Origin of the sequence: Roseomonas sp. FDAARGOS_362, assembly GCF_002754815.1 — a bacterium.
Lineage (GTDB): Bacteria > Pseudomonadota > Alphaproteobacteria > Acetobacterales > Acetobacteraceae > Roseomonas > Roseomonas mucosa.
Map to the genome: position 1 here is coordinate 3,408,161 of NZ_CP024588.1, position 23,922 is coordinate 3,432,082.

At 72.2% G+C, this 23,922-nt stretch carries 25 protein-coding genes; 11 read left to right on the forward strand and 14 right to left on the reverse strand.

Annotated elements, in window-relative coordinates; genetic code table 11:
- Positions 1-14: 14 nt before the first annotated feature.
- Both CTJ15_RS20035 and CTJ15_RS20040 read left to right on the forward strand, forming a co-directional pair.
- The gene (locus tag CTJ15_RS20035) at positions 15-1,181 is read left to right on the forward strand and encodes a GNAT family N-acetyltransferase (protein WP_193009627.1); all 1,167 of its coding nucleotides are present in this window, start codon (positions 15-17) and stop codon (positions 1,179-1,181) included.
- The gene (locus tag CTJ15_RS20040; RefSeq protein WP_075823545.1) at positions 1,178-2,563 is read left to right on the forward strand and encodes a capsule biosynthesis protein; all 1,386 of its coding nucleotides are present in this window, start codon (positions 1,178-1,180) and stop codon (positions 2,561-2,563) included. Before CTJ15_RS20035 ends, CTJ15_RS20040 begins: the two co-directional genes overlap by 4 nt.
- Positions 2,564-2,949: 386 nt before the next feature.
- On the opposite strand, the gene CTJ15_RS20045 is transcribed toward CTJ15_RS20040, so the two are convergent.
- Positions 2,950-4,725 carry a hypothetical protein gene (locus CTJ15_RS20045; protein WP_099781892.1) on the reverse strand — a complete coding sequence of 592 codons (1,776 nt, stop codon included), beginning with the start codon at positions 4,723-4,725 and terminating at the stop codon, positions 2,950-2,952.
- 118 nt (positions 4,726-4,843) lie between these two features.
- On the opposite strand from CTJ15_RS20045, the gene CTJ15_RS20050 reads away from it, so the two are divergent.
- The 9 genes from CTJ15_RS20050 to CTJ15_RS20090 all read left to right on the forward strand — a co-directional run bounded on the left by CTJ15_RS20050 (position 4,844) and on the right by CTJ15_RS20090 (position 14,352).
- The gene (locus CTJ15_RS20050) at positions 4,844-5,224 is read left to right on the forward strand and encodes a DVU3141 family protein (protein WP_157223116.1); all 381 of its coding nucleotides are present in this window, start codon (positions 4,844-4,846) and stop codon (positions 5,222-5,224) included.
- Between the two features lie 6 nt (positions 5,225-5,230).
- Positions 5,231-6,031: an ABC transporter permease gene (locus CTJ15_RS20055; RefSeq protein WP_083755561.1), complete on the forward strand. Its 801-nt coding sequence runs from the start codon at positions 5,231-5,233 to the stop codon at positions 6,029-6,031.
- A 4-nt stretch (positions 6,032-6,035) separates the two neighbouring features.
- Complete coding sequence (locus tag CTJ15_RS20060) at positions 6,036-6,683, forward strand: ABC transporter ATP-binding protein (protein ID WP_019461971.1); 648 nt, start codon at positions 6,036-6,038, stop codon at positions 6,681-6,683.
- A complete protein-coding gene (locus CTJ15_RS20065) occupies positions 6,646-7,845 on the forward strand; it encodes a Wzz/FepE/Etk N-terminal domain-containing protein (RefSeq protein WP_226945996.1) in 1,200 nt (399 codons plus the stop codon). The genes CTJ15_RS20060 and CTJ15_RS20065 overlap by 38 nt, the downstream gene beginning before the upstream one ends.
- Before the next feature lie 52 nt (positions 7,846-7,897).
- On the forward strand, positions 7,898-9,676 hold the full coding sequence (locus CTJ15_RS20070; RefSeq protein WP_226945997.1) for a polysaccharide biosynthesis/export family protein: 1,779 nt from the start codon (positions 7,898-7,900) through the stop codon (positions 9,674-9,676).
- Positions 9,677-9,800: 124 nt separating this feature from the next.
- Positions 9,801-11,453, forward strand: a complete 1,653-nt coding sequence (locus CTJ15_RS20075) for a DUF2491 family protein (RefSeq protein WP_126281920.1) — start codon at positions 9,801-9,803, stop codon at positions 11,451-11,453.
- Between the two features lie 28 nt (positions 11,454-11,481).
- Positions 11,482-11,895, forward strand: a complete 414-nt coding sequence (locus CTJ15_RS20080; protein WP_019461967.1) for a DUF350 domain-containing protein — start codon at positions 11,482-11,484, stop codon at positions 11,893-11,895.
- 48 nt (positions 11,896-11,943) lie between these two features.
- On the forward strand, positions 11,944-12,744 hold the full coding sequence (locus CTJ15_RS20085; RefSeq protein WP_075822786.1) for a hypothetical protein: 801 nt from the start codon (positions 11,944-11,946) through the stop codon (positions 12,742-12,744).
- Between the two features lie 414 nt (positions 12,745-13,158).
- Entirely contained in the window at positions 13,159-14,352 is a 1,194-nt protein-coding gene (locus tag CTJ15_RS20090; protein WP_075823188.1) for a M20 aminoacylase family protein, read from the forward strand.
- Between the two features lie 76 nt (positions 14,353-14,428).
- On the opposite strand, the gene dmeF is transcribed toward CTJ15_RS20090, so the two are convergent.
- The 13 genes from dmeF to CTJ15_RS20155 form a co-directional block, all read right to left on the reverse strand.
- Positions 14,429-15,361: a CDF family Co(II)/Ni(II) efflux transporter DmeF gene (dmeF, locus tag CTJ15_RS20095; protein WP_075823189.1), complete on the reverse strand. Its 933-nt coding sequence runs from the start codon at positions 15,359-15,361 to the stop codon at positions 14,429-14,431.
- Positions 15,358-15,636 carry a metal/formaldehyde-sensitive transcriptional repressor gene (locus CTJ15_RS20100; RefSeq protein ID WP_075823190.1) on the reverse strand — a complete coding sequence of 93 codons (279 nt, stop codon included), beginning with the start codon at positions 15,634-15,636 and terminating at the stop codon, positions 15,358-15,360. The genes dmeF and CTJ15_RS20100 overlap by 4 nt, the downstream gene beginning before the upstream one ends.
- 217 nt (positions 15,637-15,853) lie before the next feature.
- Complete coding sequence (locus CTJ15_RS20105) at positions 15,854-16,216, reverse strand: DUF423 domain-containing protein (RefSeq protein ID WP_075823191.1); 363 nt, start codon at positions 16,214-16,216, stop codon at positions 15,854-15,856.
- A gap of 48 nt (positions 16,217-16,264) precedes the next feature.
- Complete coding sequence (locus tag CTJ15_RS20110) at positions 16,265-16,690, reverse strand: GNAT family N-acetyltransferase (protein ID WP_226945998.1); 426 nt, start codon at positions 16,688-16,690, stop codon at positions 16,265-16,267.
- Between the two features lie 77 nt (positions 16,691-16,767).
- On the reverse strand, positions 16,768-17,217 hold the full coding sequence (locus tag CTJ15_RS20115; RefSeq protein WP_075823193.1) for a GNAT family N-acetyltransferase: 450 nt from the start codon (positions 17,215-17,217) through the stop codon (positions 16,768-16,770).
- Positions 17,217-17,846 (reverse strand): tRNA (adenosine(37)-N6)-threonylcarbamoyltransferase complex dimerization subunit type 1 TsaB, encoded by a 630-nt coding sequence (gene tsaB, locus CTJ15_RS20120; protein ID WP_099781894.1) that lies wholly within the window; start codon positions 17,844-17,846, stop codon positions 17,217-17,219. The genes CTJ15_RS20115 and tsaB overlap by 1 nt, the downstream gene beginning before the upstream one ends.
- 93 nt (positions 17,847-17,939) lie before the next feature.
- On the reverse strand, positions 17,940-18,458 hold the full coding sequence (locus tag CTJ15_RS20125; protein WP_226945999.1) for a DoxX family protein: 519 nt from the start codon (positions 18,456-18,458) through the stop codon (positions 17,940-17,942).
- Positions 18,459-18,515: 57 nt separating this feature from the next.
- Positions 18,516-18,980, reverse strand: a complete 465-nt coding sequence (gene soxR / locus CTJ15_RS20130; RefSeq protein WP_019462794.1) for a redox-sensitive transcriptional activator SoxR — start codon at positions 18,978-18,980, stop codon at positions 18,516-18,518.
- A gap of 186 nt (positions 18,981-19,166) precedes the next feature.
- Complete coding sequence (locus CTJ15_RS20135) at positions 19,167-19,967, reverse strand: exodeoxyribonuclease III (RefSeq protein ID WP_019462793.1); 801 nt, start codon at positions 19,965-19,967, stop codon at positions 19,167-19,169.
- A gap of 21 nt (positions 19,968-19,988) precedes the next feature.
- The gene (locus CTJ15_RS20140; RefSeq protein ID WP_019462792.1) at positions 19,989-20,672 is read right to left on the reverse strand and encodes a fumarylacetoacetate hydrolase family protein; all 684 of its coding nucleotides are present in this window, start codon (positions 20,670-20,672) and stop codon (positions 19,989-19,991) included.
- A 544-nt stretch (positions 20,673-21,216) separates the two neighbouring features.
- A complete protein-coding gene (locus CTJ15_RS20145) occupies positions 21,217-22,014 on the reverse strand; it encodes a gamma-glutamyl-gamma-aminobutyrate hydrolase family protein (protein ID WP_019462791.1) in 798 nt (265 codons plus the stop codon).
- A gap of 151 nt (positions 22,015-22,165) precedes the next feature.
- The gene (locus CTJ15_RS20150; RefSeq protein WP_019462790.1) at positions 22,166-22,822 is read right to left on the reverse strand and encodes an outer membrane lipoprotein carrier protein LolA; all 657 of its coding nucleotides are present in this window, start codon (positions 22,820-22,822) and stop codon (positions 22,166-22,168) included.
- Between the two features lie 154 nt (positions 22,823-22,976).
- Positions 22,977-23,846 carry an SMP-30/gluconolactonase/LRE family protein gene (locus CTJ15_RS20155; protein ID WP_019462789.1) on the reverse strand — a complete coding sequence of 290 codons (870 nt, stop codon included), beginning with the start codon at positions 23,844-23,846 and terminating at the stop codon, positions 22,977-22,979.
- Positions 23,847-23,922: the final 76 nt, after the last annotated feature.

Sequence of the window (23,922 nt, forward strand, 5' to 3'; positions counted from 1 at the left end):
TGGCCGCGCCCGCCATGGCGCGGGCATCGGCCCCGCTCCGCATCGTCGGGATCGCCTCGGCGCCGGAGGCCGCCACCTGGCTCGACCTGCCCGCGCGCCTGGGCGGGGAGGCGGCGGGCTGGACCGTGCCCCTGCTCTTCGAGAGCCGCCGCGTCTTCGATCCCGGCTTCAACACCGCCCTGGGCGAATGGCACATCGCCCGCTTCCTGGCCCTGCGCGGCGCGGAGCCGGTGGGCCGCATCTGCGCCGCCCTGCCGCGCGACGGCTCCACCGGCGGCATCGGCCATTTCGGCTTCCTGGCCTGCGAGGAGGACCCCGCCATCCTGCGCGCCCTGCTCGGCGCCGCCGCCGCGCAGCTCGCCGCCTGGGGCGCCACCGCCCTGCGCGGCCCCTTCTCCTTCTCGGTGAACCACGAGATCGGCCTGCGCGTCGAAGGCGGGGAGGCGCCGATGCTGCGCATGCCCCGCAACCCCGCCTGGCTGCCGCCCCTGCTGGAGGAAGCCGGCGCCCCGCTCGGCCTGCGGCGGGAGAAGGACGTCCTCGCCTGCACGCTGGACATCGCCGCCGAGACCCACCGCGCCCGCTTCGCCTCCCTCCTGGCCCTCTGGCCGGGACGCGGCAGCCTCCGCATCCGCCCGCATGACCCCTGGCGGCTGGGCGAGGAGGTCGCGCTGATCCGCGCGCTCTACAACGATGCCTGGGCGCAGAACTGGGCCGCCCAACCCGTCACCGCCGCCGAGTCCGACACGATGCGCCGCCTGCTGCGCCCGCTGCTCGCCTCCGGCCGTGTCCTCTTCGCCGAATGGCAGGGCGAGCCGGTCGGCCTCTGCGCCGTGGTGCCGAACCTGGAGGAAATCTCCCACCGGCTCGGCGGCCGCCTCTGGCCCTCCGGCTGGCTCGGCATGGCCGGCGCGCTGGCCGGCCGCACCAGCTCCGCCCGCATTCCCCTGCTCGGCATCCGCCGCGCCTTCCGCCGCAGCCAGGTCTCGCGCATGGCCGTCGGCGCCCTGCTGTCCGAGGCCATCGCCCTGGCGGAACGCCGTGGCTGGCAGCGCCTCGAAGTCTCCTGGATCCTGGAAGACAATGCCTCGATGCTGGCCGCGATGACGCGGCTGCGCGCCCCCGTCACCGGGCGCTGGCGCGTCTGGCACGCACCGCTGGAGGCGACGCCTCCCGCATGAACGCCATCGCCGCCACCCGCGCCGGCACCCCGCCGCCCGGGCACAAGTCCTTCCTGTTCCTGCAAGGGCCGATCAGCCCCTTCTTCCGCCTTGTCGGCGCCGAGCTCCGCGCCCTCGGCCACGACGTGCTGCGCGTGAACCTCAATGCCGGCGACTGGCTGATCTGGCACGGCCCCGACGCCGTGAGCTACCGTGGCCGCCTCGGCGACTGGCCCGCCTGGTTCGAGGCGCTCTGCGAGGAGCGCCAGGCCACCGACCTCGTGCTTCTGGGCGAGCAGCGCCCGATGCACCGCGCCGCCATCGCCATCGCCCGACGCCGCGGCATGCGCGTCGTGGCCACGGATTTCGGCTATATCCGCCCGGACTGGATCGTCCTGGAACGCGACGGCATGAATGCCGAGAGCCGGTTCCCGCGCGACCCCGAGACCATCGTCGAGATGGGCCGCAACCTGCCGCCGCCCGACCTCGTGGTGCATCACCGCGACAGCTTCCCGCGCCAGGCCGCCTGGGATATCGCCTACCATCTCACGGCGATGCTGCGCTGGCCCTTTCCGCACCACCGCAGCCACCAGCTCTATCACCCGATCCCCGTCTATGCGGGCACGCTGCTGCGCCTGCTGACCCGGCGCCACGACAACCGCCGCGCCGACGCCATCGTGCGCGCGCTGCAGGGCAAGGGCCTGCTCTTCCTCTTCGCCATGCAGATGGAGACGGACTTCTCCCTGCGGGCCTATTCCCACTACCCCGACCTCGACACGGCGATGGAGGAGGTGATCGAATCCTTCGCCCGCCACGCGCCCGCCGAGGCGAAGCTGCTGGTCAAGGTCCACCCGCTCGACCCCGGCATCAAGCGCTGGAAGCGCCGCGTCCGCCGCATCGCCCAGCGCCACGGCGTGGCCGGCCGCGTGCACTACCTGGGCGGCGGCAATCTCGGCCACATCACCGAAAGCGTGCAGGGCGTCATCACCGTCAACAGCACCGTCGGGTTGCGCGCCCTGATCGACAACCTGCCCACCCACGCGCTGGGCCAGGCGATCTACAGGATTCCCGGCCTCACCCATGCCGGGCCGCTCGACGCCTTCTGGCGCGACCCGCCCCGCCCCGACATGGCGCTGCGCGAGGGCTTCCTGCGCGGCATCGCCCACTGCCTGCACATCCGCGGCGTCTACTACGCGAAGGAAGGCCTCGCCGTCGCCGTGCGGCAGGCCACCCACCGCCTGCACCACGGGCTGCTGAACGCCCCCGTGCTGGACTTCACCGCCGCGCCCGCCCTGCCGCCTCTCGCCGCCCCGGTCCCGCCGCCCATCGGCGCCGCCACCAACCCCCTCGCGGAATCCCCACCACAGCGGATGGAGACGCCGGTCCCGGTTCCGTCGCGATAGGATGGCCTTTCGGGCGTTGCGCCTCATGGCTGGCCGCCGGGGGAGAGGCGCAGCCTCTCCGCCCGGCCCCCCTCTCCGCCGGGGACCGGAGCCGGTCCCCGGACCCCGGGCCTGAGCTGGCTCTGCGTGATGGCCGCCAGCCTGCGGCCTGATCCCCGGGAGCAGGTGGAAAGGCGGGGCTCCCGAAAAGAAAGACACCGTTTCCGCACGGGCGGCACCGGCAATCCGCCGGAGAGCCATGCTCTCCGGCGCGATCCGGCATCAGCGAGCGCAAACGAACCGGGTCCAGGGCCCGCAGGGTCCTGGCGGATAGGGGGTCCGGGGGAAAGGCAGCGCCTTTCACCCGGGACAGAGCAACGGCAACCGCGAGGCGTGTCCGAACGCCCCTACCGCCGCCCGGCCAGCCGCGCGATCCAGCGCCGGAGCCGCCCTTCCAGCCCGCGATGCAGGGTCAGGGGCGAGAGCTTCCAGGCGTCGGGATCTTCCAGGCGTTCCAGGATCAGCTCGGCCTGGCAGGGCAGCAGCGTCACCGGGTCGATGTAGCGCGGGTAGAGGAGCAGCGTCGCCGCCACCAGCTCCTCCAGCGACCGCGCCACGCCGCGCCGCCCGGGCGGAAAGCCTTCCGGCGCCCGGTCCTCGGTCAGTCCCCAGCCGGCATAGAAAGGGCGCCCGTAGGTCACGACCGGCACGCCGCGCAGCAGCGCCTCGAAGCCGGAAAGCGAGGTCAGCGTGTGCACCTCGTCCACCAGCGGGAACAGGCCGGAGAGCGGCGCGCCCACCACCACCTGGTCCGCCACCGCCGCCAGTTCCGCCGCCGCGATCCGCCCCTTGCGGAACCCCGCCTCCAGGTCCGGATGCGGCTTGTAGAGGATGAACCCTTCCGGCCGCGCCGCCCGCACCGCCCGCAACAGCGCGAGGTTGGACTGGATCGCCCCGCCGCCGCAGCGCACCGAGGCATCGTCCTGCACCTGCCCGGGCACCAGCAGGACCGGCCGCCCCGCCGGTGCCGCGATGGGCGGAACCTCCCCGCCCAGGTGGTACTTGCCGATGCCGCGTTCCACGATCGCCGCGCGCAGCGCCCGCGCCCGTGCCAGCAGCGCCCGGTCCGCCACCCCCCGCTGCAGGATCAGCTCCAGATCCGAGGGCTGCGCCGGGTCGTAATAGGCCCCGCGCCCGTCGAGGCAGTAGGAGGCCCCCGGCAGGAACCGCGCCCCCAGCCCGCGCGAGCGCAGGAAGCCATCCTCCAGCGCCAGCACCGGCAGCCCTTGCGCGCGCAGTCCCGGCTTCTTGCGCGAGGCCCAGACGGCGATCCCGCCGGCCTCGCCCCGCTCCTGCGCCGTGCGGGCCATCCGCAGCGCGCCTTCCGCGCTCTCCGCGAAGCATGGCGCCGCGCCGTTGTCGCGCCCCAGCAGCGCGCCGACCTGCGCCCGCTTCCAGCGCGCGATGCCCAGGCAGACAGAGACGCGCCGGTTCTCCCCCTCCCGCTCCCGCCAGAAGCGCAGCATCTCCATCGCCTCGGGCAAGGGGAGGGGGCTGCGCCGGAACGGGTCCGCCGCCCGCGCCTCCGCCAGGTCGCCCGGTGGCGCATCGGGGCAGGAGAGGCCCGCGATCCGCGCCAGCACCGCCATGGCCCACCCCGCGCCCCGGATGGCGCCCTGCATCTCCGTGGCGAGGTCGATCAGGCTCCAGGGCGAGACGCGCCGCTCCAACCGCGCCGCGCCCGGCACGGGGCCGGGCAGGAACCCCGTCCAGGGGTCGCGCGTCAGCACCGGCCTCCCCCCTTCCGCCAGGATCCGCCGCGCCGCCGCCTCCGTGAAGCAGAGCGCATCCCCGCGGACCTCGCCGCCCAGCGCCTCGCCCCCGGGATCGGGCAGCCCGGGCGGCCCGCCCAGCCGGTGGCGCCGCGCCAGCGCCGCCGCCTCGTCCCGCTCCTCCGGGCCCGCGGTCCCCGCCAGGCCAGGCGCGAAGAGGATCGGCGGCGCCCGGTGCCCGGCGAAGCCCGGCGGATCGAAGGGGGAGGAGGAGACCCGCTGCACCAGCCCCGCCCAGCCCCGCGGCGCCGGATCGCCCTCCCGCAGCAGCAGCGGCCCCACCCCGACCCGTTCCCGGACCAGCACGGCATCCGGCCAGAACCCGGGAAGGTGTGGCCAGGAAGCCAGCATCGCTTCCGTAACCGTAAGAGGAGTGGTCAATTTCATCCGTTAACCATTTTACTCGCAGTTGCGGGATCGGCTACCTTGGGTAGATGAAATGCCGGGCAAACTTCAGGATTTTCGCGGTATGAGAGTGTTTCTGCTCCTTCTTCCGCTCCTGCTGGCCGGATGCGGCGGTCGCGGCATCGGGCTGACATGGGAGCCTGCCCCGGCCGCCGCCTCCGCCGCGAGCCCGAACCTGCCCCTGCCGCCGGCCCGCCAGGCGGATGCGATCGGCGCCTTCGTCGGACAGGCCCAGCCAGGCCAGCAGGCCAGCCTGCCCCTGCCCGATGGCGGCCGCGTCGCCAGCGTGCGGGTGGTGCGCGCCTATGACGCCGCCTCCGGCCGCCCTTGCCGCGAGGTGCAGATCGGCGGCGCCCCCGGCAGCCGCGTCTATTGCCAGGACCCCGCCCTCGGCTGGGTGCCCACCCGTCCGCTGCTCAGTGGCGGCACCTTCGGACAGTTGTGACCTGACGTGAGCATCTCCTACGGGGAAAAGCCGAGCCTGCTGGAATCCTTCCACGTGCAGCGTGCCGTGGTGGGGGCGCTTTTCATGCGCGAGCTGCATACGCGCTTCGGCCGCCACAACATCGGCTTCCTCTGGCTCTTCCTCGAACCGCTGACCCTGGGCACGGCGGTGGGCATGCTCCACTCCCTGTCGGGGCATGACATGCCGGGGGGCATCGATCCCTTCCTGTTCTCGATGTTCGGCTACGTGCCCTTCTTCGTCTTCCGCTCCGTCGTCACCCGCGCCCCCAGCGCGATCCATTCCAACCTCACCCTGCTCTACCACCAGCGCGTGACGCTGCTGGACATCATGCTGGCGCGCAACATCCTCGAATCCTCCGCCATCCTCGGCGTGATCGTGGTGATCGTCGCGGTCTGCTCCTTTGTCGCGGAGAAGCCGCCGGCCAATCCCGGCCTGCTGCTGCTCGGCGTGTCCTGCATGATCCTGCTCAGCCACGGCCTGTCGCTCCTGCTGGCCTCGGCCGGGGGGCGCTGGGAAGGTTTCGACCGCCTCGTCCACCCCGTGACCTACCTGCTGATGCCCGTCTCCGGCGCCTTCTTCGCGCTGAACTGGTTCTCCCCGGAATGGCGCGAGATCCTGCTCTGGATGCCGCTGATCAACATCCACGAGATGATCCGCGACGGCCAGTTCGGCGACCAGCTCCCCTCCTACTACGACACGGTCTACATCCTCGAATGGATCGTCGGCAGCAACGTCACCGGCATGCTGGCGCTGCGCGCCGTGCGCAGCAAGCTGAGCATGTACTGACGCCATGCTGGTGCTGGAAAACGTCTGGAAGGCCTACCACACCCGCGCCGGGGTGAAGCAGGTGCTCCAGGGCGTGAACATGGTGGTCCATCCGGGCGACGCGGTCGGCATCCTCGGCCGCAACGGCGCCGGCAAGTCCACGCTGCTGCGGATCTTCGCGGGCGTGGAGATGCCGACCGTCGGGCGGGTCTGGAAGGACATGTCGGTAAGCTGGCCGCTCGCCTCCGGCATCGGCGTGCAGAGCAGCCTCACCGGCGCCGACAACGCCCGCTTCATCGCCCGCATCTACGGCATCCCGGTGCGGCAGGTCCTCGACTACGTGCAGGACTTTGCCGAGCTCGGTCCCTATTTCCACGAACCCGTCCGCACCTATTCCGCCGGCATGATGAGCCGCCTCCTGCTCGGCCTCTCCTTCGCGGTGGACTTCGACTGCTACCTGGTGGACGAGGCCGTGGGCGCCGGCGATGCCCGCTTCGTGGACCGCACGCACCAGGCCATGGAGGAGCGCCTGTCCCGCTCCGCCCTGCTGATGGTCTCCCACAGCCCGGAACAGGTCCGCCTCTTCTGCCGGACGGCCGGCGTGCTCCGCCAGGGCCGCCTGGATTTCTACGAGGATGTCGATGAAGCTATCGCCGCCTATCAGTCCCTTTGACGCGACAGGCGGCCTCGAGGGCAGCAACGTCCTGCCGCCGCTGCCGCGCCGCCGCGGCCGGCTGCAGGCGCTGCTGCACCGCTACCGCATGATCCTGCTGGTCATCGGCCTGCCGATGCTCATCGCCTCCACCTATTTCCTGCTGGTCGCCACGCCGCAGTACCAGAGCGAGGCGCGCTTCCTCGTCCGCACCCGCTCCGGCGGGCCCACCGCCTCCAGCGCCCTCGGCTCGCTGCTGACCTCGGCCGGATTCACCTCCTCCAACGAGGACGCGCTGGCGATCGTGGACTTCATCAAGTCGCGCGACGCGCTGGACGGCGTGCAGCGGACGCTGAACCTCGTGGAGATCTGGCGGCGGCCCGAGGCGGATCTCGTGGCGCGGCTCTGGGACAGCGACCCGCCGGCGGAGCGGCTGCTCAAGTACTACAAGCGCATGGTCAACGTCTCGCATGACAGCTCCTCCGGCACGGTCACGCTCAGCGTGCGCGCCTTCCGGACCGAGGACGCCCAGGCCGTCGCCGAGGCGCTGCTCACCCTCTCCGAAGGGCTCGTGAACAAGCTCGGCGACCGCGCGCGCGAGAACACGCTGAACGTCGCCCGCGCCGAGGTCACCCGCGCCGAGCAGCGGGTGATCGCGGCGCGCGAGGCGGTGACCGATTTCCGCGTCCGCGAGCGTCTCGTCGATCCCGCCAGCGAGGCCAAGGCCAGCCTGGAGATCGTGGCCAAGCTGGAGGCGACGCTGACCCAGGCCCGTGCCGAGCTGATCGAGAAGACCGCCTATCTGCGCCCCGGCAACCCGGAGCTGCGCAACGTGCAGAACCGGATCGACGCGCTGGAGCGCCAGATCGCCATCGAGCGCGCCCGCATCACGGCCGACGGCCGGCAGGCGCTGCCGCAGCAGCTCGCGGGCTATGAGCGCCTGCTGCTGGAGCGGGAATTCGCCGACAAGCAGCTCGCCTCCGCCACCGCCTCGCTGGAGACGGCGCGGGTGGACGCGCAGCGCCAGGCACTCTTCCTGGCCCGCGTGGTGGAGCCGAACATGGCCCAGGAGGCCGAGTATCCGAAGGCCGGATTCATCCTGGGCAGCCTCTTCGCGATCCTTTGCGTGCTCTACGCGATGGGCTGGCTCGTCGTCGCCGGCGTTCGGGAACACGCCTCCTGATCCCCGGGGAGGGGGACAGGTTGGCGTCACTGTTGTTTGGGGGATGCATGAGATGCGTGCGCTGATCCTGGCCGCGGCCCTGCTGGTGCCGCTGTTGCCGACTGCCGCCAAGGCACAGACCCTGCCGCAGATGCTGCAGCAGTCGCAGCAGACGGTGGGGCAGGCCGTGCCCGGGCGGCTGTCGGGCCAGACCGCCAATGGCGGCGGCTCCGACAACTCCCTGGCCCCGTCGCAGATCGACCGCCTGCTCGGCAGCGAGACGCAGATCAACCGCGAGGGCGCCGCCACCGAGGCCGAGGGTGGCGCCAACGCCACCGGCCCCCTGGCGGAGCCCGACCGCTTTCCCGGCCCGACGCGCGCCGTCTTCGGCGCCTCGCTCTTCACCCGGAACTCGCCCAGCGCCATCGACGCGCCGACGCCGAACTACCGCATCGCCCCGGGCGACCGCGTCAGCGTCCGCGTCTGGGGCGCGGTGGAGGCCGAGGCGGTCGGCCAGGTCGATCCCGACGGCAACCTCTTCCTGCCCTCGATCGGCCCGATCCGCATCGCCGGCACCCGCTCGGGCGACCTGCAGAAGGTCGTGGAATCCGAGGTCCGCCGCATCTACACGCAGCAGGTCCAGGTCTATGCCGTGCTGCTGAACGCCAACCGCATCGGCGTCTTCGTCACCGGCTTCGTCCGCACCCCCGGCCGCCACACCGGCTCCGGCGCCGAGACGGTGCTGGACTTCCTGGTGCGCGCCGGCGGCGTCGATCCGGTGCGCGGCTCCTTCCGCGACATCTCCGTCCAGCGCGGCGGCCGCACCGTCGCGAAGATCGACCTCTACGCCTTCCTGCTGCGTGGCCAGCTTCCCGCCATCACCATGCAGGACAACGACACCATCATCGTGGCCAGGCAGGGCGCGCTGGTGGGCGTCAACGGCTCGGTCCGCAACAACTACCTCTTCGAGGTGCCGGGCCGCGCCATGTCGGGTGCCGAGCTGATCGACCTCGCGGCACCCCTGCCGGCGGCCACCAACGTGGTCGTGCGCGGCACCCGCAGCGGCCAGCCCTATGCCCGCTACGTCACCACGGCGCAGCTCCGCAGCCTCTCCCTGAGCGACCAGGACGTGGTGAGCTTCATCACCGACGCCCCGCCGCCCACGGTGCGCGTGAACATCGAGGGCAGCCGCATCGGCCCCTCCGTGCTGATCGCCGAACGCGATGTCGGGCTCTGCCAGCTCCTCGACTACGTGTCGGTGGACCCGCGCCTGGCCGACACCGCCTCGGTCTATCTGCTGCGCCCGCGCATCGCCGCGCAGCAGCAGCGCGCGCTGAACGAATCTCTCGACCGGCTGGAACGGCAGCTCTTCATGTCCACTGCCGCCACCACCGGCGTGGCGGAGATCCGCAACACCGAGGCGCAGCTCGTGCTCGGCTACATCCAGCGCGGCCGGCGCATCAAGCCGGAGGGGCGCCTCGTCGTCTCCGACCGCAACGGCCGCTGCGCCGACGTGCGGCTGGAGGACGGCGATACCATCGTGATCCCCGAGCGCAGCCAGACGGTGATGGTGGCGGGCGAGGTCCTTTCCCCCACCACCGTGGTCTGGCGCGCCGGCATGACGGTGCAGCAGTATATCGACCAGGCCGGCGGCTTCGCCGACCGGGGCGACATCCGCAACATCATGATCCGCAAGGCCAGCGGCGAGATCATCCTCGACCCGGCCGTGGGGCCCAGCCCGGGCGACGAGCTGATCGCCATGCCCCGGCTCGATCCGAAATACTTCCAGATCGGCCGCGACCTGCTCAGCCTGATCTACCAGTCCGCCGTGGCGGCCTACTACTTCCGCTGAGGCTCTCGCCCCTCCGGGGGAGAGGTCCCTGGGCCGGGTGGCGGCGCAACCGCCGCCCGGACCGCCGGGTGACATTTTCGTTGCCTCCTCGCCGCCGGGCGCCCGATCGCCTATGCATGGCGGCATGTCCTGTCTCCGGCAGGTCCGCCCGGGCCTCCTGTCCGCCGCCTTTGCCTGCCTCCTGCTCGCCCTTCCGGCGGCGGAGGCCCTGGCCCGGCCTGGCGCGGCGCGTTCCAGCGGCGGCTATTCGCGCCCCAGCTATTCCGGCGCCGCGCCGCGCACCCCTTCCTTCGGCGGCTACGCGGCCCCCTCCCGCACCCCGTCCAGCGGCGGCTATGCCCGCCCCGATTCGGGCTTCGGCCGCATCCCCGGCATGGGCGGCTCGGCCTCCGACCGCTCCTACAACCGGGAGGCCGCCGGCGACGCCCTGCGCCGGATGCGCGAACGCGAGGCCAGCCGCCGCATCCCCGCGCCGGTCCCGGCCCCCGGTGGGGCCCCCGGTGGGCCCCCCGTTGGGAACCAGGGTGGCGGCCAAGGGGGTGGCTGGGGGGGCTCCTGGGGCGGCAACTGGAACACCGGCCGCGCCACCGCCCCGCGCGGCACCTATGGCGGCCCCGACTGGTACCGCGACCGGGGCTGGAACCCCGGCGGCGCGGTGCTTTCCGGCCCGCGCGGCTTCGGCATGTGGGACGCCGCCTTCCTCTGGTTCCTGCTCAGCACGCTGAACCGCCCCGGCCATACGGATTTCTTCCGCAACCACCAGGATGACCCCGCCCTGCGCGACTGGCGCGCCCAGGCGGAGCAGGCCGCGCGCAACGACCCGCAGATCCGCGCCCAGCTCGACCAGCTCGACCGCTCCCTGGCGCAGCAGCAGGGCCAGCCGCGCGACCCGGACTACCTGCCCCCCGACGTGCCGCCGGAGGTCGCCACCGCCAACCGCGACGCCGTCACGCCAACGGAGCATCATGGCGCGGGCATCGGCATGGTGCTGGGCGTGGTGGTGGTCGGCGGCGGCCTGCTCGGCGCCCTGGCCATGGCGCGGAACCGGCGGTCCGGCCCAGGGAATGGCAGCAGCGGGGGAGAGGGCGGCATGAACCGGACCGGCACCATGGGCAGCATCGCCAGCGCGGGCGACATGCTGCGCCACAAGATGTCGGGCGAGGGCTATACGCCCGACCGCTACCGCCTCGGCATGACCGTGACGCTGGACCCGACGCCCTTCCTCCTGGCCGGCGCCTCGCTCAAGGCGGCGGCGCCGCAAGCCGCGCAGCGCCTGAGCGTCGAGGGCCTCGGCCAGATCGCGGGCGCCGGTGCCGGTGAATCCCTGCTGCGCCTCTACCTCCCCGGCCAGGACTCGCCCATGCTGCAGGTCCACCCCGGCCCCGACGGCACGCCGGAGGAATGCCGCTACTTCACCCTGCTGGACGAGGTCACCCCGGCGGACGAGGCCGAATGGCAGGCCTGGCTCGACCCCCGGGAAGGCATGATCGGCTGGCCGGAATTCCAGACCAGGGATGGCCGGCGCTACGCCCGCCTCTGGCAGCCCGGCAGCCAGCCCGTCCCCCCGCGCGAACTCCGCGAAAGCCTGCAAACCACCGCCGGCACCCGTGAGCGCCGCTGCCTCGCCATGCTCTACGCCGCCCCGACCGGCGCCCCCGCCCCCGCGCCGCAGACCGAATACATCCTGGTGCAGAGCGTGGAGGACGGCTCCTCCGCCTGGGTCGAGATCCGCGCCGGCATCGACCTCAACCCCGCCTCGCTCGGCCTCGCCGGCTGACACAGCCATCCCGGAAGGAAAGCCACCCGTGGACGCGATCCTGAACACCCTGGCGGCGGGCATCCCCGTGCTGATCGTGCAGTTCGGCGTGACGCTGCTGCTGCTCGCCGCCGGTGCCGCCGCCTATATCGCGATCACACCCTTCCACGAGGTCGCGCTGATGCGGGCGGGCAACACCGCCGCCGGGGTGGTGCTCGGCGGCACGCTGGTCTCGCTCGCCATCCCGCTCGCCGCCACCCTGGCCACCAGCCGGCTCACCATCGACATCCTGGTCTGGGGCCTCGTCGCCCTGGTGATCCAGCTCGTGGTCTTCGCGCTGGTCGCCTGGATCTTCCGGGGCCTGCGCGCGGCGATCGAGACGGGCAACACCGCCGCCGCCATCGCCCTGGTGGGCACCCAGATCGCCGTGGCCCTGCTCAATGCCGGCGCCATGGCCGGCTGAAGCGTTGCCGCACCACCCTCCGCCCCGAAGCCCATTGGGAGAACCGCCATGCTCGCCTTCATCCGCAACCTCGTCGGCGTGAAGACCGACCAGGCCGTCAACAGCGCCATCGAGGCCATCGTGCGCTGGGACCCGAAATCGGCCACCGAGGCCGAGCTCCGCACCATGGAGCAGCATCTCGACCGCCTGGGCATGCAGGTCGCCGAAGCCCGCCAGGCCTATGAGAAGGAGGCCCGCGAGGCCCAGGCCATCCAGCAGCTCTCCGACCAGCGCATGGCCGCCGCCGAGGTCCTCCAGCGCCAGTCCGCCGCCGAGACCGATCCGGCGAGGAAGTCCGGCATCGAGCAGTCCCTCGCCACCCTCCTCAACATGCTGGAGGAAATGGCCCCCGAGGTGGACCGCGAGAAGCAGGACGCGGTGGATGCCAAGGAGTTCGTGGACATGCTCCAGGGCGCCTACGACCAGGCCGGCCAGAAGCTCCGCACGGCGCGCGACGCCCTGAACCGTGCCCAGCGCGACATGACCCGCGCCGGACAGCAGCGCGAGATAGCCGAGCAGCGCGCCGAGGCTGCCCGCCAGGCCGCCGGCCTCTCCGGCGCTACCAGCGGCCTCAGCGTGGCGCTCAAGGCGATGCAGGACGCCGCCGCCCGCGACCTCGCCCAGGCCGAGGCCGCCAGTGCCAAGGCCAAGCTGCTGGCCCCGACAAAGCCGGAGAAGGACGACCCCAACATCGCCGCCGCCATGAACCAGGCCGCCGGCGTCCTGCCCGCCCCCACCAGCCTCGCCGACCGCCTCGACGCCCTGCGCCAGCGCCACGGCACCCAGCCCAGGCTCGGCGGGCCGGGCTGAAGCGGCCTGCCCTTGGGGAAAGGCGCCGCCTTTCCCCAAACCCCTATCCGCCAGGACCCTGCGGGCCCTGGACCCGATGAGTTGGTTCTCCTTGTGGCCGGATCGCGCCGGAGAGCCATGCTCTCCGGCGGGCTGCCGGTGCCGCCCACGCGGACAAGGTGTCTTTCTTCTTTCCGAGCCCCGCGTCGCCACCTGCTCCCCGGGATCGGGTTGCAGGCTGACGGCAACCGCACAGAGTCAACTCAGGCCCGGGGTCTGGGGACCGGCTTCGGTCCCCGGCGGAGAGGGGGGCCGGGCGGAGAGGCAGCGCCTCTCCCCCGGGGGTTGGGCAGGACAGAACCGCCAACCCTTCTTGCGCACCGTCCCATACCGCCGTCTCCTGTCACCTGGCCTGCGCCTTGCACGGAAACGCCCATGAACGACGCCCTTCTCGACCGCATCCGCCAGCTCCAGCCGGAGCTGACCGCCATCCGCCGCGACATCCACGCCCATCCCGAGATCGGCATGGACGAGCACCGCACCTCCGCCCTGGTGGCGGCGAAGCTGCGCGAATGGGGATTGGAGGTCACGGAAGGCGTCGGCCGCTTCGGCGTGGTCGGCACGCTGAAGGGCAAGGCGCCGGGGCAGCGTGCCATCGGCCTGCGCGCCGACATGGACGCGCTCTATATCGAGGAACAGACCGGCAAGCCTTATGCCTCCACGAACAAGGGGCTGATGCATGCCTGCGGCCATGACGGCCACACCACGATGCTGCTGGGCGCCGCCCGGTACCTCAGCGAGAACCGTGGCTTCGGCGGCACGGTCCAGTTCATCTTCCAGCCCGCCGAGGAAGGCCGCGGCGGCGCCAAGGCCATGCTGGCCGACGGCCTCTTCGACCGCTTCCCCGTCGATGCCGTCTATGGCTTGCACAACGAGCCCGGCCACCCGCTCGGCACCTTCATGACCCGCGTCGGCCCCGCCCTCGCGGCCGGCGACCGCTGGACCGTCACCTTCCGCGGCACGGGCGGCCATGGCGGCGCCACGCCGCATCTCTCCACCGATGTCCTCGTGCTGCAGGCGCAGTTCATCCTGGCGCTGCAGACCATCGTCAGCCGCAACGTCGCAGCGGTGGATTCCGCGGTGATCAGCGTCGGCGCCGTGCATGGCGGCTCGCTCGGGGCGCTGAACGTCATGCCCGCCGAGGTCACGCTCGGCGGCACCTGCCGCTCCTATACCAAGGACGTGCGCGACACGATGGAGCGCCGGATGCGCGAGCTCGCCACCGGCCTCGCCGCGTCCTTCCACTGCACGGCGGAGGTCGCCTACAACCGCGGCGGCACCGCCCTGGTGAACCACGCGGAACAGACCGCCATCGCCGTTTCCGCCGCCAGCGCCCTGGTGGGCGCGGGCAAGGTGGACGGCAACGCGCCCCCCGTCACCGGCGGCGAGGATTTCGCCGCCATGCTGGAGGCCCGGCCCGGCGCCTTCGTCTTTATGGGCCAGGGCGCCGGCGGCGCCACCTCCGAGGGCCTGCACACCCCGACCTATGACTTCAACGACGACGCGATCCCCTATGGCGTCGGCTACTGGGTCAGCCTCGTCGCCGAGGAGATGGGCATGGCCTCCTGATCCGCCGCCCCGGGGAAGCCCGCCTTCCCCGGCCTTCCTCCGCCCCGGGGAGGGCCGTGGTTGCCGCCGGGGGAGATCAGGCCCCCCGCGGCCCGGCTGGCTCGACCTCGATCGTCACATGCGACAGCTCATGGATCCGCGCCAGCTTTCCGCGGTAATAGGAGGGTGGCCGTGGCGCCGCCGATGCGATCGACAGGATCGCGCCGTGGTGGCCGGGGCCAAGCTGCCAGACATGCAGATCGGTGATCGTGTCGCCCGGCGCCTGGATCGCGGCACGGATCTCGTCGGGCAACTCCTCCCCGGGCGGCAGGTAGTCCAGCAGGACGCGGCCCGCGTCCCGGATGAGGCTCCAGGACCAGCGGGCGATGACGAGGGCGCCGACGACCCCCATCACCGGGTCGAGCCACAGCCAGCCATAGAGGCTGCCCGCCCCGAGTGCGACGATCGCCAGCACGGATGTCAGCGCATCCGCCAGGACATGCACATAGGCGGCGCGCAGATTGTTGTCGTGGCCATGATGATGATCGTGGCCATGGTGGTGATGCCCGTCCCTCAGCAGCCAGGCGCTCGCGAGGTTCACCGCCAGTCCGATGGCGGCCACGGCGATGGCCTGCGGGAAGTCGATCGGAACGGGCGCGTGGAGGCGCAGCACACTTTCCCATCCGATCAGCAGGGCGATCATCGCCAGGACGATGGCGCTCGAGAATCCGGCGAGGTCGCCCAGCTTGCCGGTCCCGAAGGTGAAGCGGCGGTTGCGGGCATTCCTGCGCGCGTAGACATAGGCCAGGGCCGCGATCAGCATGGCGGCCGCATGGGTGGACATGTGCCAGCCATCGGCGACGAGGGCCATGGAGCCGAAGATCCCGCCGGCGACGATCTCCACCACCATCATGGTGGCGGTAAGGGCGATGACGAACCAGGTGCGCCGTTCGTTGCGGGCATGGCCCTCGCCGAGGAACACATGCTCATGCTCGCCCGCCGCCAGGGCGTGGTCCCGGGGCGCGCTCATTTGAGATAGGTCCTCACGACCTCGATGAGCTCGGCGGCACCTTTGGCGCGCTCAGGGTCCGTGTCGGTGTCCGGGTCCGCGACGTGGTTGCGGATGTGGTCCTCCATCACCTCGGCGCTCAGGCCGTGGACAGCTCCCCGCAGCGACGCGACCAGCATCAGCACATCCGCGCAGCCCAGTTCCGCCTCCAGGGCACGCTCGACGGCCTCGACCTGACCCTTGATGCGCCGCACGCGGGCGATCAGCTTGTTCTTGTTCCCGATCGTATGGGTCACGTCCCCTCCATGCCGATAGGGTAGGGGGCTATGCTATCCCATCGGGCAAGCCTCCTGCCAGCCATGATCGGACTGCCGGCGAAGCTTCCTGGACGGGCAGGCGGGGACCCGGTGCGCCATGAGCCATCGGAGAGGCACGGCCCCGCGGCTCAGCCCCGCCGCCGGCCGGCTCCGGGCGTATCACGGCCCTTGGCGGATCAGGGGGCCGCAGACCGCCTCAGCGGCGCAGCGCCGCCAAGACCAGGCAGGCCCAGCCCAGCATCAGCAGCACGCCGCCGGTCGGCGCCACCACGCCGAGGGAGCGCCCCAGCACGGCCACCGACCACACCGCTCCGCAGAACAGCACCGTGCCCACCCCGAAGCCCAGCCCGGCGAGGTTGAGGAAGAGCCCGCCCCGCCGTTCCGCCAGCAGCCCCACCGCCAGCAGGGCGAGCGCGTGCCAGCCCTGCATGGTCAGGGCCTGGGAGAGCAGCCGCGCGCGTTCCGGGGCGGCGGCGAAGGGGGCATGGGCGGCCCAGGCCGAAAGCCCCACCGCCAGGAGTCCCGAAAGCGCGCCGAGCGCGATCCAGATGCGTGCCATGGGAACAGGGCTTAAGCAGATCGCGGCCCCGCCGGGAAGCGGCCGGTCCTACAGCGTCTTGGACAGGAAGATCCGGCTCGTCCCGGGCGGCAGGCAGGCGACCTCGCCGAAGCGGCGCCAGCCATGGCGCTCGTAGAAGCCCGGCGCCTGGAAGCTGATCGTGTAGAGCACGGCCGCCACGCAGCCGCGCCGACGCCCCTCCGCCTCGAAGGCCTGCAGGATCGCGCTGCCCAGCCCCGCGCCCCGGCATTCCGGCGGCAGGTAGAAGAGGTCCAGGAAGAGCAGCCCCAGCGACGACCGCCCCGTCGCCCCGCCCAGGATGGCACCGGTCCCGGGGTCGCGCGCCACAACGGCGACCGGCTGCCGGTCCGCCTGGCCGGTGACCACATCGTTGAAGGCGTTCAGCCCGCCGCCGATCACGGCCTCCATTTCCGGGGTAATCGTGTCGGTGACAAGAAGCCGGGGGAACGTCACATCCGTCGCTTTCTGGCCATGGGCGGCAACGGCGTAGCCGATCGCCTGGAACGCATCAAGAACGCAGGGTCGGCCCTTTACGCCCCGCCCGTCAGGTCCAGCCGCAGCACCAGCGCGTCCGACCCGTCGGCATAGTACCGCCTGCGCCGCCCGACCTCGGTGCAGCCCGCCCCGGCATAGAGCGCCCGCGCCGCCGCGTTCCGCTCCGACACCTCCAGGAACAGCGCCTCCGCCCCGCGCGCCGCCGCCGCCATGGCGGCCGCGCCCAGCAGCGCCGCGCCCACGCCCTCGCGCCGCCGTTCCGGCCGCACGGCAAGGGTCAGGATCTCGGCCTCCCCCACCATGGCCCGCGCCAGAACGAAGCCGGCCTCGCCGCTCTCGTCCCCGGCCAGGATGCCGAAACTGTCGCGCGCCTCCAGCATCGAGCGGATCGCCACCTCGCCCCAGCGCTCGGCGGGCGGAAAGGTCGAGGCATGCAGCACCGCCAGCCGCGCCGCCTCCTCCACCCCCACGTCGCGCAGCCGCATCAGCCCCGCACCGCCGGCGGTTCCAGGTAAAGCGGCTCCGCCTCGCGCGGCGGCAACTCGCCCCGCAGGCGTTGCGCCGCCACCGCCGCCACGCCTTCCGGCTCCGGCAGGCGCAACGCCGTCAGCCGCACATCCGCTCCCATCGCCCGCAGGGCTTCCGCCGCCGCTTCCGCCGCATCGCCCGCCAGCAGCACCGGCCCCATGGGGCGCGGCAGGTCCGCGGCGGCGAAGACCGCCGGCATCGCATCCGGTCGCTCCAGCGCGATCCGCCCGCGCTTGGTGTCCACCGCCACCCAGAGCGCCTGTCCGTCCCGTTCGCTCTCCGGCAGGCTGGCGGCGAAGGCCTCGCCCAGCGTCACCCCCAGGCACGGCACTCCCCAGCCCAGCGCGAAGCCCCGCGCCAGCGCGATCGCCGCCCGCAGCCCGGTGAAGCCGCCCGGCCCCACCGTCACCGCCACGGCGTCGCAGGCCCCGCCGCCGGCCTCCGCCAGCACCTCCCGCGCCAGGGCGGGCAGCAGCGAGGCATGGCCGCGCGGCCCGTCCTGCACCCGCCGGGCCAGCACGCGCCCATCCTCCCGGATCAGGGCGGAACACCGCGCCAGCGCGCCATCGAGGGCGAGGACTCTCATCGGAAGACCCGGAGCGGAAGAGGGCAGGGGAGCGGCGGCATCATGGCGCCGCCTTATAGGCGATTTCCCGGCTTCTGCCGCCCGCCTCGCGCCTCACCAGCCATGCCGGGGCCGCCGCTCCAGCATGGCCGCCAGCATCAGCCCGCCGACCAGCGAGACATGCTCCAGCGCCACCGTCAGGTCGCGGAAGGCCTCCTCACCCGACTTCGCCCAGAAGGGATGCGCGACGGGAATGGTCAGCAGGGTGAAGACCGCCAGCGCCCCCGCGGCGAGCCAGACCTGGCGGTTGAGGATGATCAGCGCCGAGGCGCCGATCTGCAGCAGCAGCACCGCCAGGTTCACCGCCCAGCCGGGATGCAGGCCGAACCCTTCCATCAGCGCGGCGCTGGCCCGGAAATCCAGCAGCTTCGCCAGCCCGCTGCTCCAGAACACCAGGGTCAGCAGCAGACGCGCCACCCATCCGAAGTTCCGCGCATCCAGCAGCCCGGCCACGAACCAGGGCATCGTCCGGCCCGCGCGGGCCGGCGCCGGGCGCGGCGCGGCGGGCAGGCTCCGTTCCACCGGATGCACCGTCCCCTCCCGGACGATCCCCTTCCCTTCGAATCCTGGCATGGCCGGCTCCCTCTGCTTGTGCCGGCATCCCGTCTAGAACCTTAACCATGGTTGAGGTCAATCCCCCTCCCGCTCTCCCTCAGGGGCGTCTTCCCCGTCGCCCAGCAGGAATCGCGGCCCCGCCCCCTGCGCGCCCAGCCGGTCCCCCGGATTGCGGAGCGGGCATTCCGCCAGCGACAGGCATCCGCAGCCGATGCACCGGGTCAACTGGTCGCGCAGCTGCACCAGACCGTCGATCCGCGCCTGCAGCATGGCCCGCCAGGCGGCGCTGAAACGCGCCCAGTCCGCCGCATTGGGCATATGGTCGTGCGGCAGGTCCGCCAGCGCCGCACGGATCGTGGCGAGCGGGATCCCCGCCCGCTGCGCGATGCGGATGATGGCGATCCGCCGCAGCACCGCCCTGGGATAGCGCCGCTGGTTGCCCTCGCTGCGCCAGCCCTCGATCAGCCCCTTGGATTCGTAGAAATGCACGGTGGAGACGGCGATCCCGCTGCGCCGCGCCACCTCGCCAACCCCCAGCACGGCGGGCCGCCCGCCCCGCGTGGCGCCCGGTTCATGCCGCGGTCCACCCCCGGGCCCCTCCGCCGGGCCGTCCCTCCGGGAAGGCGCGGAACCCCGTCGCCGGTCCTTGTCCATGATCCGGCTGATACCCTCTCCGCGCGCCACGGGCGAGGGAAGGGGGGACCGGAGCCGCCCCTCCTCAGCCCCTCAGAGATCCAGCTCCACCAGCACCGGCACATGGTCCGAGCACTGCGCCCAGTTCCGCGCCGGCTTCAGCACGGTGTGTGAGCGCAGCTTCCCTGCCAGGTCCTGGCTGACCCAGACATGGTCCAACCGGCGTCCGCGATTCGCGGCCTCCCAGTCGCGCGCGCGATAGGACCACCACGTGTAGAGCTTCTCCTCCGGCGGCACGAAATGCCGCAGCGCATCGTGCCACTCGCCCGCCCGCTGCCAGCCGGCCATCGCCTCGACCTCGACCGGCGTGTGCGAGACGACGCCCAGCATCTGCCGGTGCGACCAGACATCGTGCTCCAGCGGCGCGATGTTCAGGTCGCCCACCAGCACCGCCCGCTTCGCCGCGCCGCGCCCGGCGGTCCAGGCGGTGATCTCCCCGATGAAGTCCAGCTTGTGCGCGAATTTCGGGTTGGCCTCGCGGTCCGGCGTGTCGCCCCCGGCGGGCACGTAGAAATTGTGCAGCTCGACCGCCCCGCCCTCGGCCTCCACATCCACGCCCAGATGTCGGCAGTCGTCGCGCGAGCACCAGTCGGGCTCGCCCTCCCGCAACCGCAGGGGGCGGCGCGACAGCACCGCCACCCCGTTGTAGCCCTTCATGCCGCGGATCAGCCGGTGGCCGAAGCCCAGCGCCTCCACCGCCTCATGCGGGAAATGCTCGTCCGGCGACTTCGTCTCCTGCAGGCAGAGCACATCCGGCTCCAGCGCATCGACGAGCTGACTCAGCAGCGGCGCCCGCAGGCGCACGCTGTTGATGTTCCAGGTGACGATCCTCAAGGCAGATCCAGTACCGTCCGCTCAGACGATGACCGTGCGCACCGTGCCGACGCCCTCGATCGAGCCCTCCAGCACATCGCCCTTCGCCACGGCGGCAACACCCTCGGGCGTGCCGGTCATGATCAGGTCGCCGGGGGCGAGCTCCACCAGCCGCGACAGGTTGGCGATGACCTCGGGCACCGACCAGATCATCTGGCCGAGATCGGAGACCTGCCGCGTCTGCCCGTTCACCTTCAGCTCGATGCGCCCGCGCCCGGGGTCGATCCCCTGCGCCGGCACCAGCCCGCCCATCGGCGCGGAATGATCGAAGCCCTTGCCCATGTCCCAGGGCCGGCCGGTCTTCTTGGCGGCGTTCTGCAGGTCGCGCCGGGTCATATCCAGCCCCGCGCAATAGCCCCAGACATGCGTCAGCGCATCGCTCTCGGCGATGTCCCGGCCGCCGGTGCCGATGGCCACCACCAGCTCCATCTCGTGGTGCAGGTCCTTGGTCGCGGGCGGGTAGGGCATGTCCGCGCCGCCCACCAGCACCGCATCGGCAGGCTTGGTGAAGTAGAAGGGCGGCTCGCGGTCGGGGTCGGACCCCATCTCCCTTGCATGCTCCGCATAGTTCCGGCCGACGCAGAAGATCCGGCGCACCGGAAAGGACCCGCCGCCGCGAACCGGGAGGCTGGGCTGGGCGGGCGGAGCAATGACGAAATCGGACATCAACGGGCGGGCTCCTGCGAGAGCGGAGGGTCGGGAAGGCGTCAGCTTAGAGCAGATCGCCGGAAGACGGCATCGTCCGGACGCGGGAATCTGCCCTTCGAACGAAGGGCCTGGAGTATCCACGGAAAGGGATGAAAAGTGCCGGCCCCCGCTCCAGGCCGGGCCGAAAGCCATTCGTGGCCATCGTCCGCACGTGCGAAGACATCCCGCAGGCGCAGGACGTCATTCTTCTCCCCCGGGGGGAGAGTGGCGCCCGGCCAAGGGGGGGAGGCCGGGCGCCGTTACTCTAGACGACTACCGATCGGAGTCTTGGTCGGGCGAGCCGGTAGGGGGAACCAGCTGCCGCTGGCGCGAGTAGGCGCCAGCAGCCACACTCTAGCGCCTTTCAGGCCATGAATGCAAAAGGAGTTTCTGACTCACGCGTCCCCCGCAGGGCTCGCGTTCCGCCGCGCGCCGCGCCGCGCCGCGCCTTGCTCGGCCGGCCAATCCCGCTGGGCGGTCCCATGGCCTTCCCCAATATTCTTGCCATGGGGGCGCGAGGCCGTCACTCCGCCGCCAGCAGCCGCCCCCGCGACTCGCGCTGCCGCCGATAGGCCACGGCTGCCGCCCCGAAGGACTCGAAGAGCCGCCGGCTCAGCGCATCCTCCCGCCAGTCATATTCCGGATGCCACTGCACGCCATAGGCAAAGCCCGCCGCCTCGCGCACTCGTGCCGCCTCCACCGTGCCGTCCGGCGCCCAGCCCTCCGCCACCAGCTCCGGCGCCAGCTTCGCAACGCCCTGGTTGTGCAGGGAATTCACCGGAACAGCGGCGAGCGGCGCCGCCAGTCCCTCCCAGATCCGCGCCAGCTCCGAACCGGGCGCCACCCGCACCGCATGCGCCTTGCCCGTTCGCACCCCGGGCAGCGCCTGGTCCGCCGGCGTGGAGTGGTCCATGCGCCCCGGCAGGTCCTGGATGCGCTGGTCCAGCGTGCCGCCCATGGCGACGTTCAGCTCCTGAAAGCCGCGGCAGATCGCCAGCAGCGGCACGCCCCGCGCCAGCGCCCCGCGGATCAGCGGCAGGGTCGTGGAGTCGCGGTGGAGGTCCTCCGGCGTCCCCTCGCAATGCGCCGGCCCGCCATAGAGGTCCGGGCAGACGTTGGAGCGCGATCCGGTCAGCAGGATTCCGTCCAGGTGCTGCAGGATCTCCAGCCCCGCCGCCTCGCCCGAGGCCGGGATCAGCACGGGCGCTCCGCCCACCGGCCCCAGCACCACCTCCGGATAATGCGCGGAGGCGGCATGGTTGGGCATGGCGAAGACGCCGAAGGCCTTCACGCAGCAGGAGATGCCGATCAGCGGGCGCATGGGGTCTCCTCGACATGATCTGCCTGGCCGCCCAGGCGATGATGAACCCAGCGGCGACGGCCGGGCCGCCAGCCCCGGCGGCGCAGGGCGGCATCCCGCGATCCTGCCACCGGATGGGCCGGAGAGAACCAAGCAAACGTCATGCCTGCCATCATCGGCGCCGCATCTGCTCCTTTTCCAGGAACTGCGGGTCGTTGAACTCGAACAGCGACGAATCGAACCGGCCGCCGGTCTCGATCTGCGATAGCGTCACCCGGGTCTCGTGCCGCTGCGCGTCCACCACCACCCATTGCCGCAGCTCCATCGGCTGCTCCGCCAGCACCAGCGTCAGCGTCCCCTCGGCCGGGGAACGGCTGGAATAGAGCGTGACCCGCAGGAAGCCGCCGGACCGCTCCACCCGCGTCACCGTCACATCCCCCGACAGCCTCAGGTCGGCGCGCAGCAGGAAGGCGAGCGGCGTGGCCGAGGTCGGCACCACCGTCGGCTGCCCCAGCTCCCGGTCGAACTGCATGAACTGCCCATGGCTCGCCACCAGCAGCAGCGGCTCGGGCGGGTCGTAGTCGAAGCGCATCCGCCCCGGCCGCCAGATCCAGGCCGTGCCCTCCGCACTCGCCCCATTCCACGCGACCTGCAGGAACCGCGCCTTCAGCGTGGTCATGGCGTTGAAATAGGCCTCGACCCGGCGGAGATCCGCCTGGTCCCGCGCGGACAGCGCCGCGCCCTGGGCCAGGGCGGGCCGGATCAGGCCCGGCACCAGCGGCGCGGCAAGGAGGAGAGGGGCGGAGAGCAGCAGGCGACGTCGCGACATCCCCCGCATGTGGCGGAAGAAGCGCGGCGGAAAAAGGGCCCCGCCGTGACACCGATGCGTCACATGCGGCGGACGCAGGGCTCGGTGCGACCACTGGCCGCGTCGCGCCGTCCCCGGCGGCCAGCCGCCGGGGGGCCTTGGCGCCAGGGAAGGCTCAGTCGGCGAAGAGGCCCACCGGCGTCCCCGCCACGCCGAGCCCCTCGATCTCCAGCAGGCTGCCCTCGACCGGCCCGTCCCCGTCCTTGCGCAGGCTGGTGACGTAGAGCGTCCGCAGGCCGGGGCCGCCGAAGCAGGGCATGGTCGGCGATTTCACCGGCAGCTCGATGCTCCGGTCCAGCGTCCCGTCCGGCAGCCAGCGGTTCAGCACCCCGGCCGAGACGCCCGCGGACCAGTAGCCGCCCTCGGCATCCACCGCCGCGCCATCCGGCCGCCCGGTCTCGTTGGCCACATGCGCGACCTCCCGCGCCGGGCCGACCCGCCCCGTTTCCGGATCGTAGTCGCTGATCCAGATCCGCGCCTGCCGGCTGTCGGAATGCCACAGGGTCCGCCCGTCCGGGCTCCAGGCCAGTCCGTTGGACACGATCAGGCCCTCGCGCAGCCTCTGGTGGCTGCGGTCGGCCGCGACCGAATGCAGCGCCGCCCCCGCCACCTTGTCCGGCGTGTCGTCCATCGAGCCCACGAGGAAACGCCCCTCCGGGCTGGTCTTGCCGTCATTCAGCCGGTTGCGGGGATGGTTGGGCTCGACATCGGCCAGCAGCTCCAGCCCGCCGCTCTCGGGGTCGAGGACATGCACCCCGTTGCGCAGCGAGACGAGCACCCGCCCCGAACGGCACAGCCCCATGGAGCCCACGTCGGAGGGCATGGTCCAGCTCTCGATCTTCTGCCGGCGCGGGTCGGTGCGGTGGATGGCCGGGCGCTGGATGTCCACCCACCAGAGATGCCCCGTCCGCGCATCCCAGACCGGGCTCTCGCCCGTGGTGGTGGCCGGCGGCACATCCAGGATGCGGATCTTCGGTTCGTTCATGGCGGTGGCCTCCCTGTCCCCGGCGCGGCGGCTCGATATCTCGTGATGTTAACACGCGAGCCTCCGGAATCCTGCC

What these genes read in the sequence shown, in the direction of transcription:
- CTJ15_RS20145 (WP_019462791.1), bottom strand. Translation starts at nt 22,014, where the DNA reads ATGCGCCCGCTGATCGGCATCTCCTGCTGCGTGAAGGCCTTCGGCGTC.
- CTJ15_RS20075 (WP_126281920.1), top strand. Translation starts at nt 9,801, where the DNA reads ATGTCCTGTCTCCGGCAGGTCCGCCCGGGCCTCCTGTCCGCCGCCTTT.
- CTJ15_RS20155 (WP_019462789.1), bottom strand. Translation starts at nt 23,846, where the DNA reads ATGAACGAACCGAAGATCCGCATCCTGGATGTGCCGCCGGCCACCACC.
- CTJ15_RS20115 (WP_075823193.1), bottom strand. Translation starts at nt 17,217, where the DNA reads ATGCGGCTGCGCGACGTGGGGGTGGAGGAGGCGGCGCGGCTGGCGGTG.
- CTJ15_RS20040 (WP_075823545.1), top strand. Translation starts at nt 1,178, where the DNA reads ATGAACGCCATCGCCGCCACCCGCGCCGGCACCCCGCCGCCCGGGCAC.
- CTJ15_RS20035 (WP_193009627.1), top strand. Translation starts at nt 15, where the DNA reads ATGGCGCGGGCATCGGCCCCGCTCCGCATCGTCGGGATCGCCTCGGCG.
- CTJ15_RS20085 (WP_075822786.1), top strand. Translation starts at nt 11,944, where the DNA reads ATGCTCGCCTTCATCCGCAACCTCGTCGGCGTGAAGACCGACCAGGCC.
- CTJ15_RS20125 (WP_226945999.1), bottom strand. Translation starts at nt 18,458, where the DNA reads ATGCCAGGATTCGAAGGGAAGGGGATCGTCCGGGAGGGGACGGTGCAT.
- tsaB (WP_099781894.1), bottom strand. Translation starts at nt 17,846, where the DNA reads ATGAGAGTCCTCGCCCTCGATGGCGCGCTGGCGCGGTGTTCCGCCCTG.
- CTJ15_RS20070 (WP_226945997.1), top strand. Translation starts at nt 7,898, where the DNA reads ATGCGTGCGCTGATCCTGGCCGCGGCCCTGCTGGTGCCGCTGTTGCCG.
- CTJ15_RS20150 (WP_019462790.1), bottom strand. Translation starts at nt 22,822, where the DNA reads ATGTCGCGACGTCGCCTGCTGCTCTCCGCCCCTCTCCTCCTTGCCGCG.
- dmeF (WP_075823189.1), bottom strand. Translation starts at nt 15,361, where the DNA reads ATGAGCGCGCCCCGGGACCACGCCCTGGCGGCGGGCGAGCATGAGCAT.
- CTJ15_RS20090 (WP_075823188.1), top strand. Translation starts at nt 13,159, where the DNA reads ATGAACGACGCCCTTCTCGACCGCATCCGCCAGCTCCAGCCGGAGCTG.
- CTJ15_RS20045 (WP_099781892.1), bottom strand. Translation starts at nt 4,725, where the DNA reads ATGCTGGCTTCCTGGCCACACCTTCCCGGGTTCTGGCCGGATGCCGTG.
- CTJ15_RS20050 (WP_157223116.1), top strand. Translation starts at nt 4,844, where the DNA reads ATGAGAGTGTTTCTGCTCCTTCTTCCGCTCCTGCTGGCCGGATGCGGC.
- CTJ15_RS20140 (WP_019462792.1), bottom strand. Translation starts at nt 20,672, where the DNA reads ATGTCCGATTTCGTCATTGCTCCGCCCGCCCAGCCCAGCCTCCCGGTT.
- CTJ15_RS20105 (WP_075823191.1), bottom strand. Translation starts at nt 16,216, where the DNA reads ATGGCACGCATCTGGATCGCGCTCGGCGCGCTTTCGGGACTCCTGGCG.
- CTJ15_RS20065 (WP_226945996.1), top strand. Translation starts at nt 6,646, where the DNA reads ATGTCGATGAAGCTATCGCCGCCTATCAGTCCCTTTGACGCGACAGGC.
- CTJ15_RS20060 (WP_019461971.1), top strand. Translation starts at nt 6,036, where the DNA reads ATGCTGGTGCTGGAAAACGTCTGGAAGGCCTACCACACCCGCGCCGGG.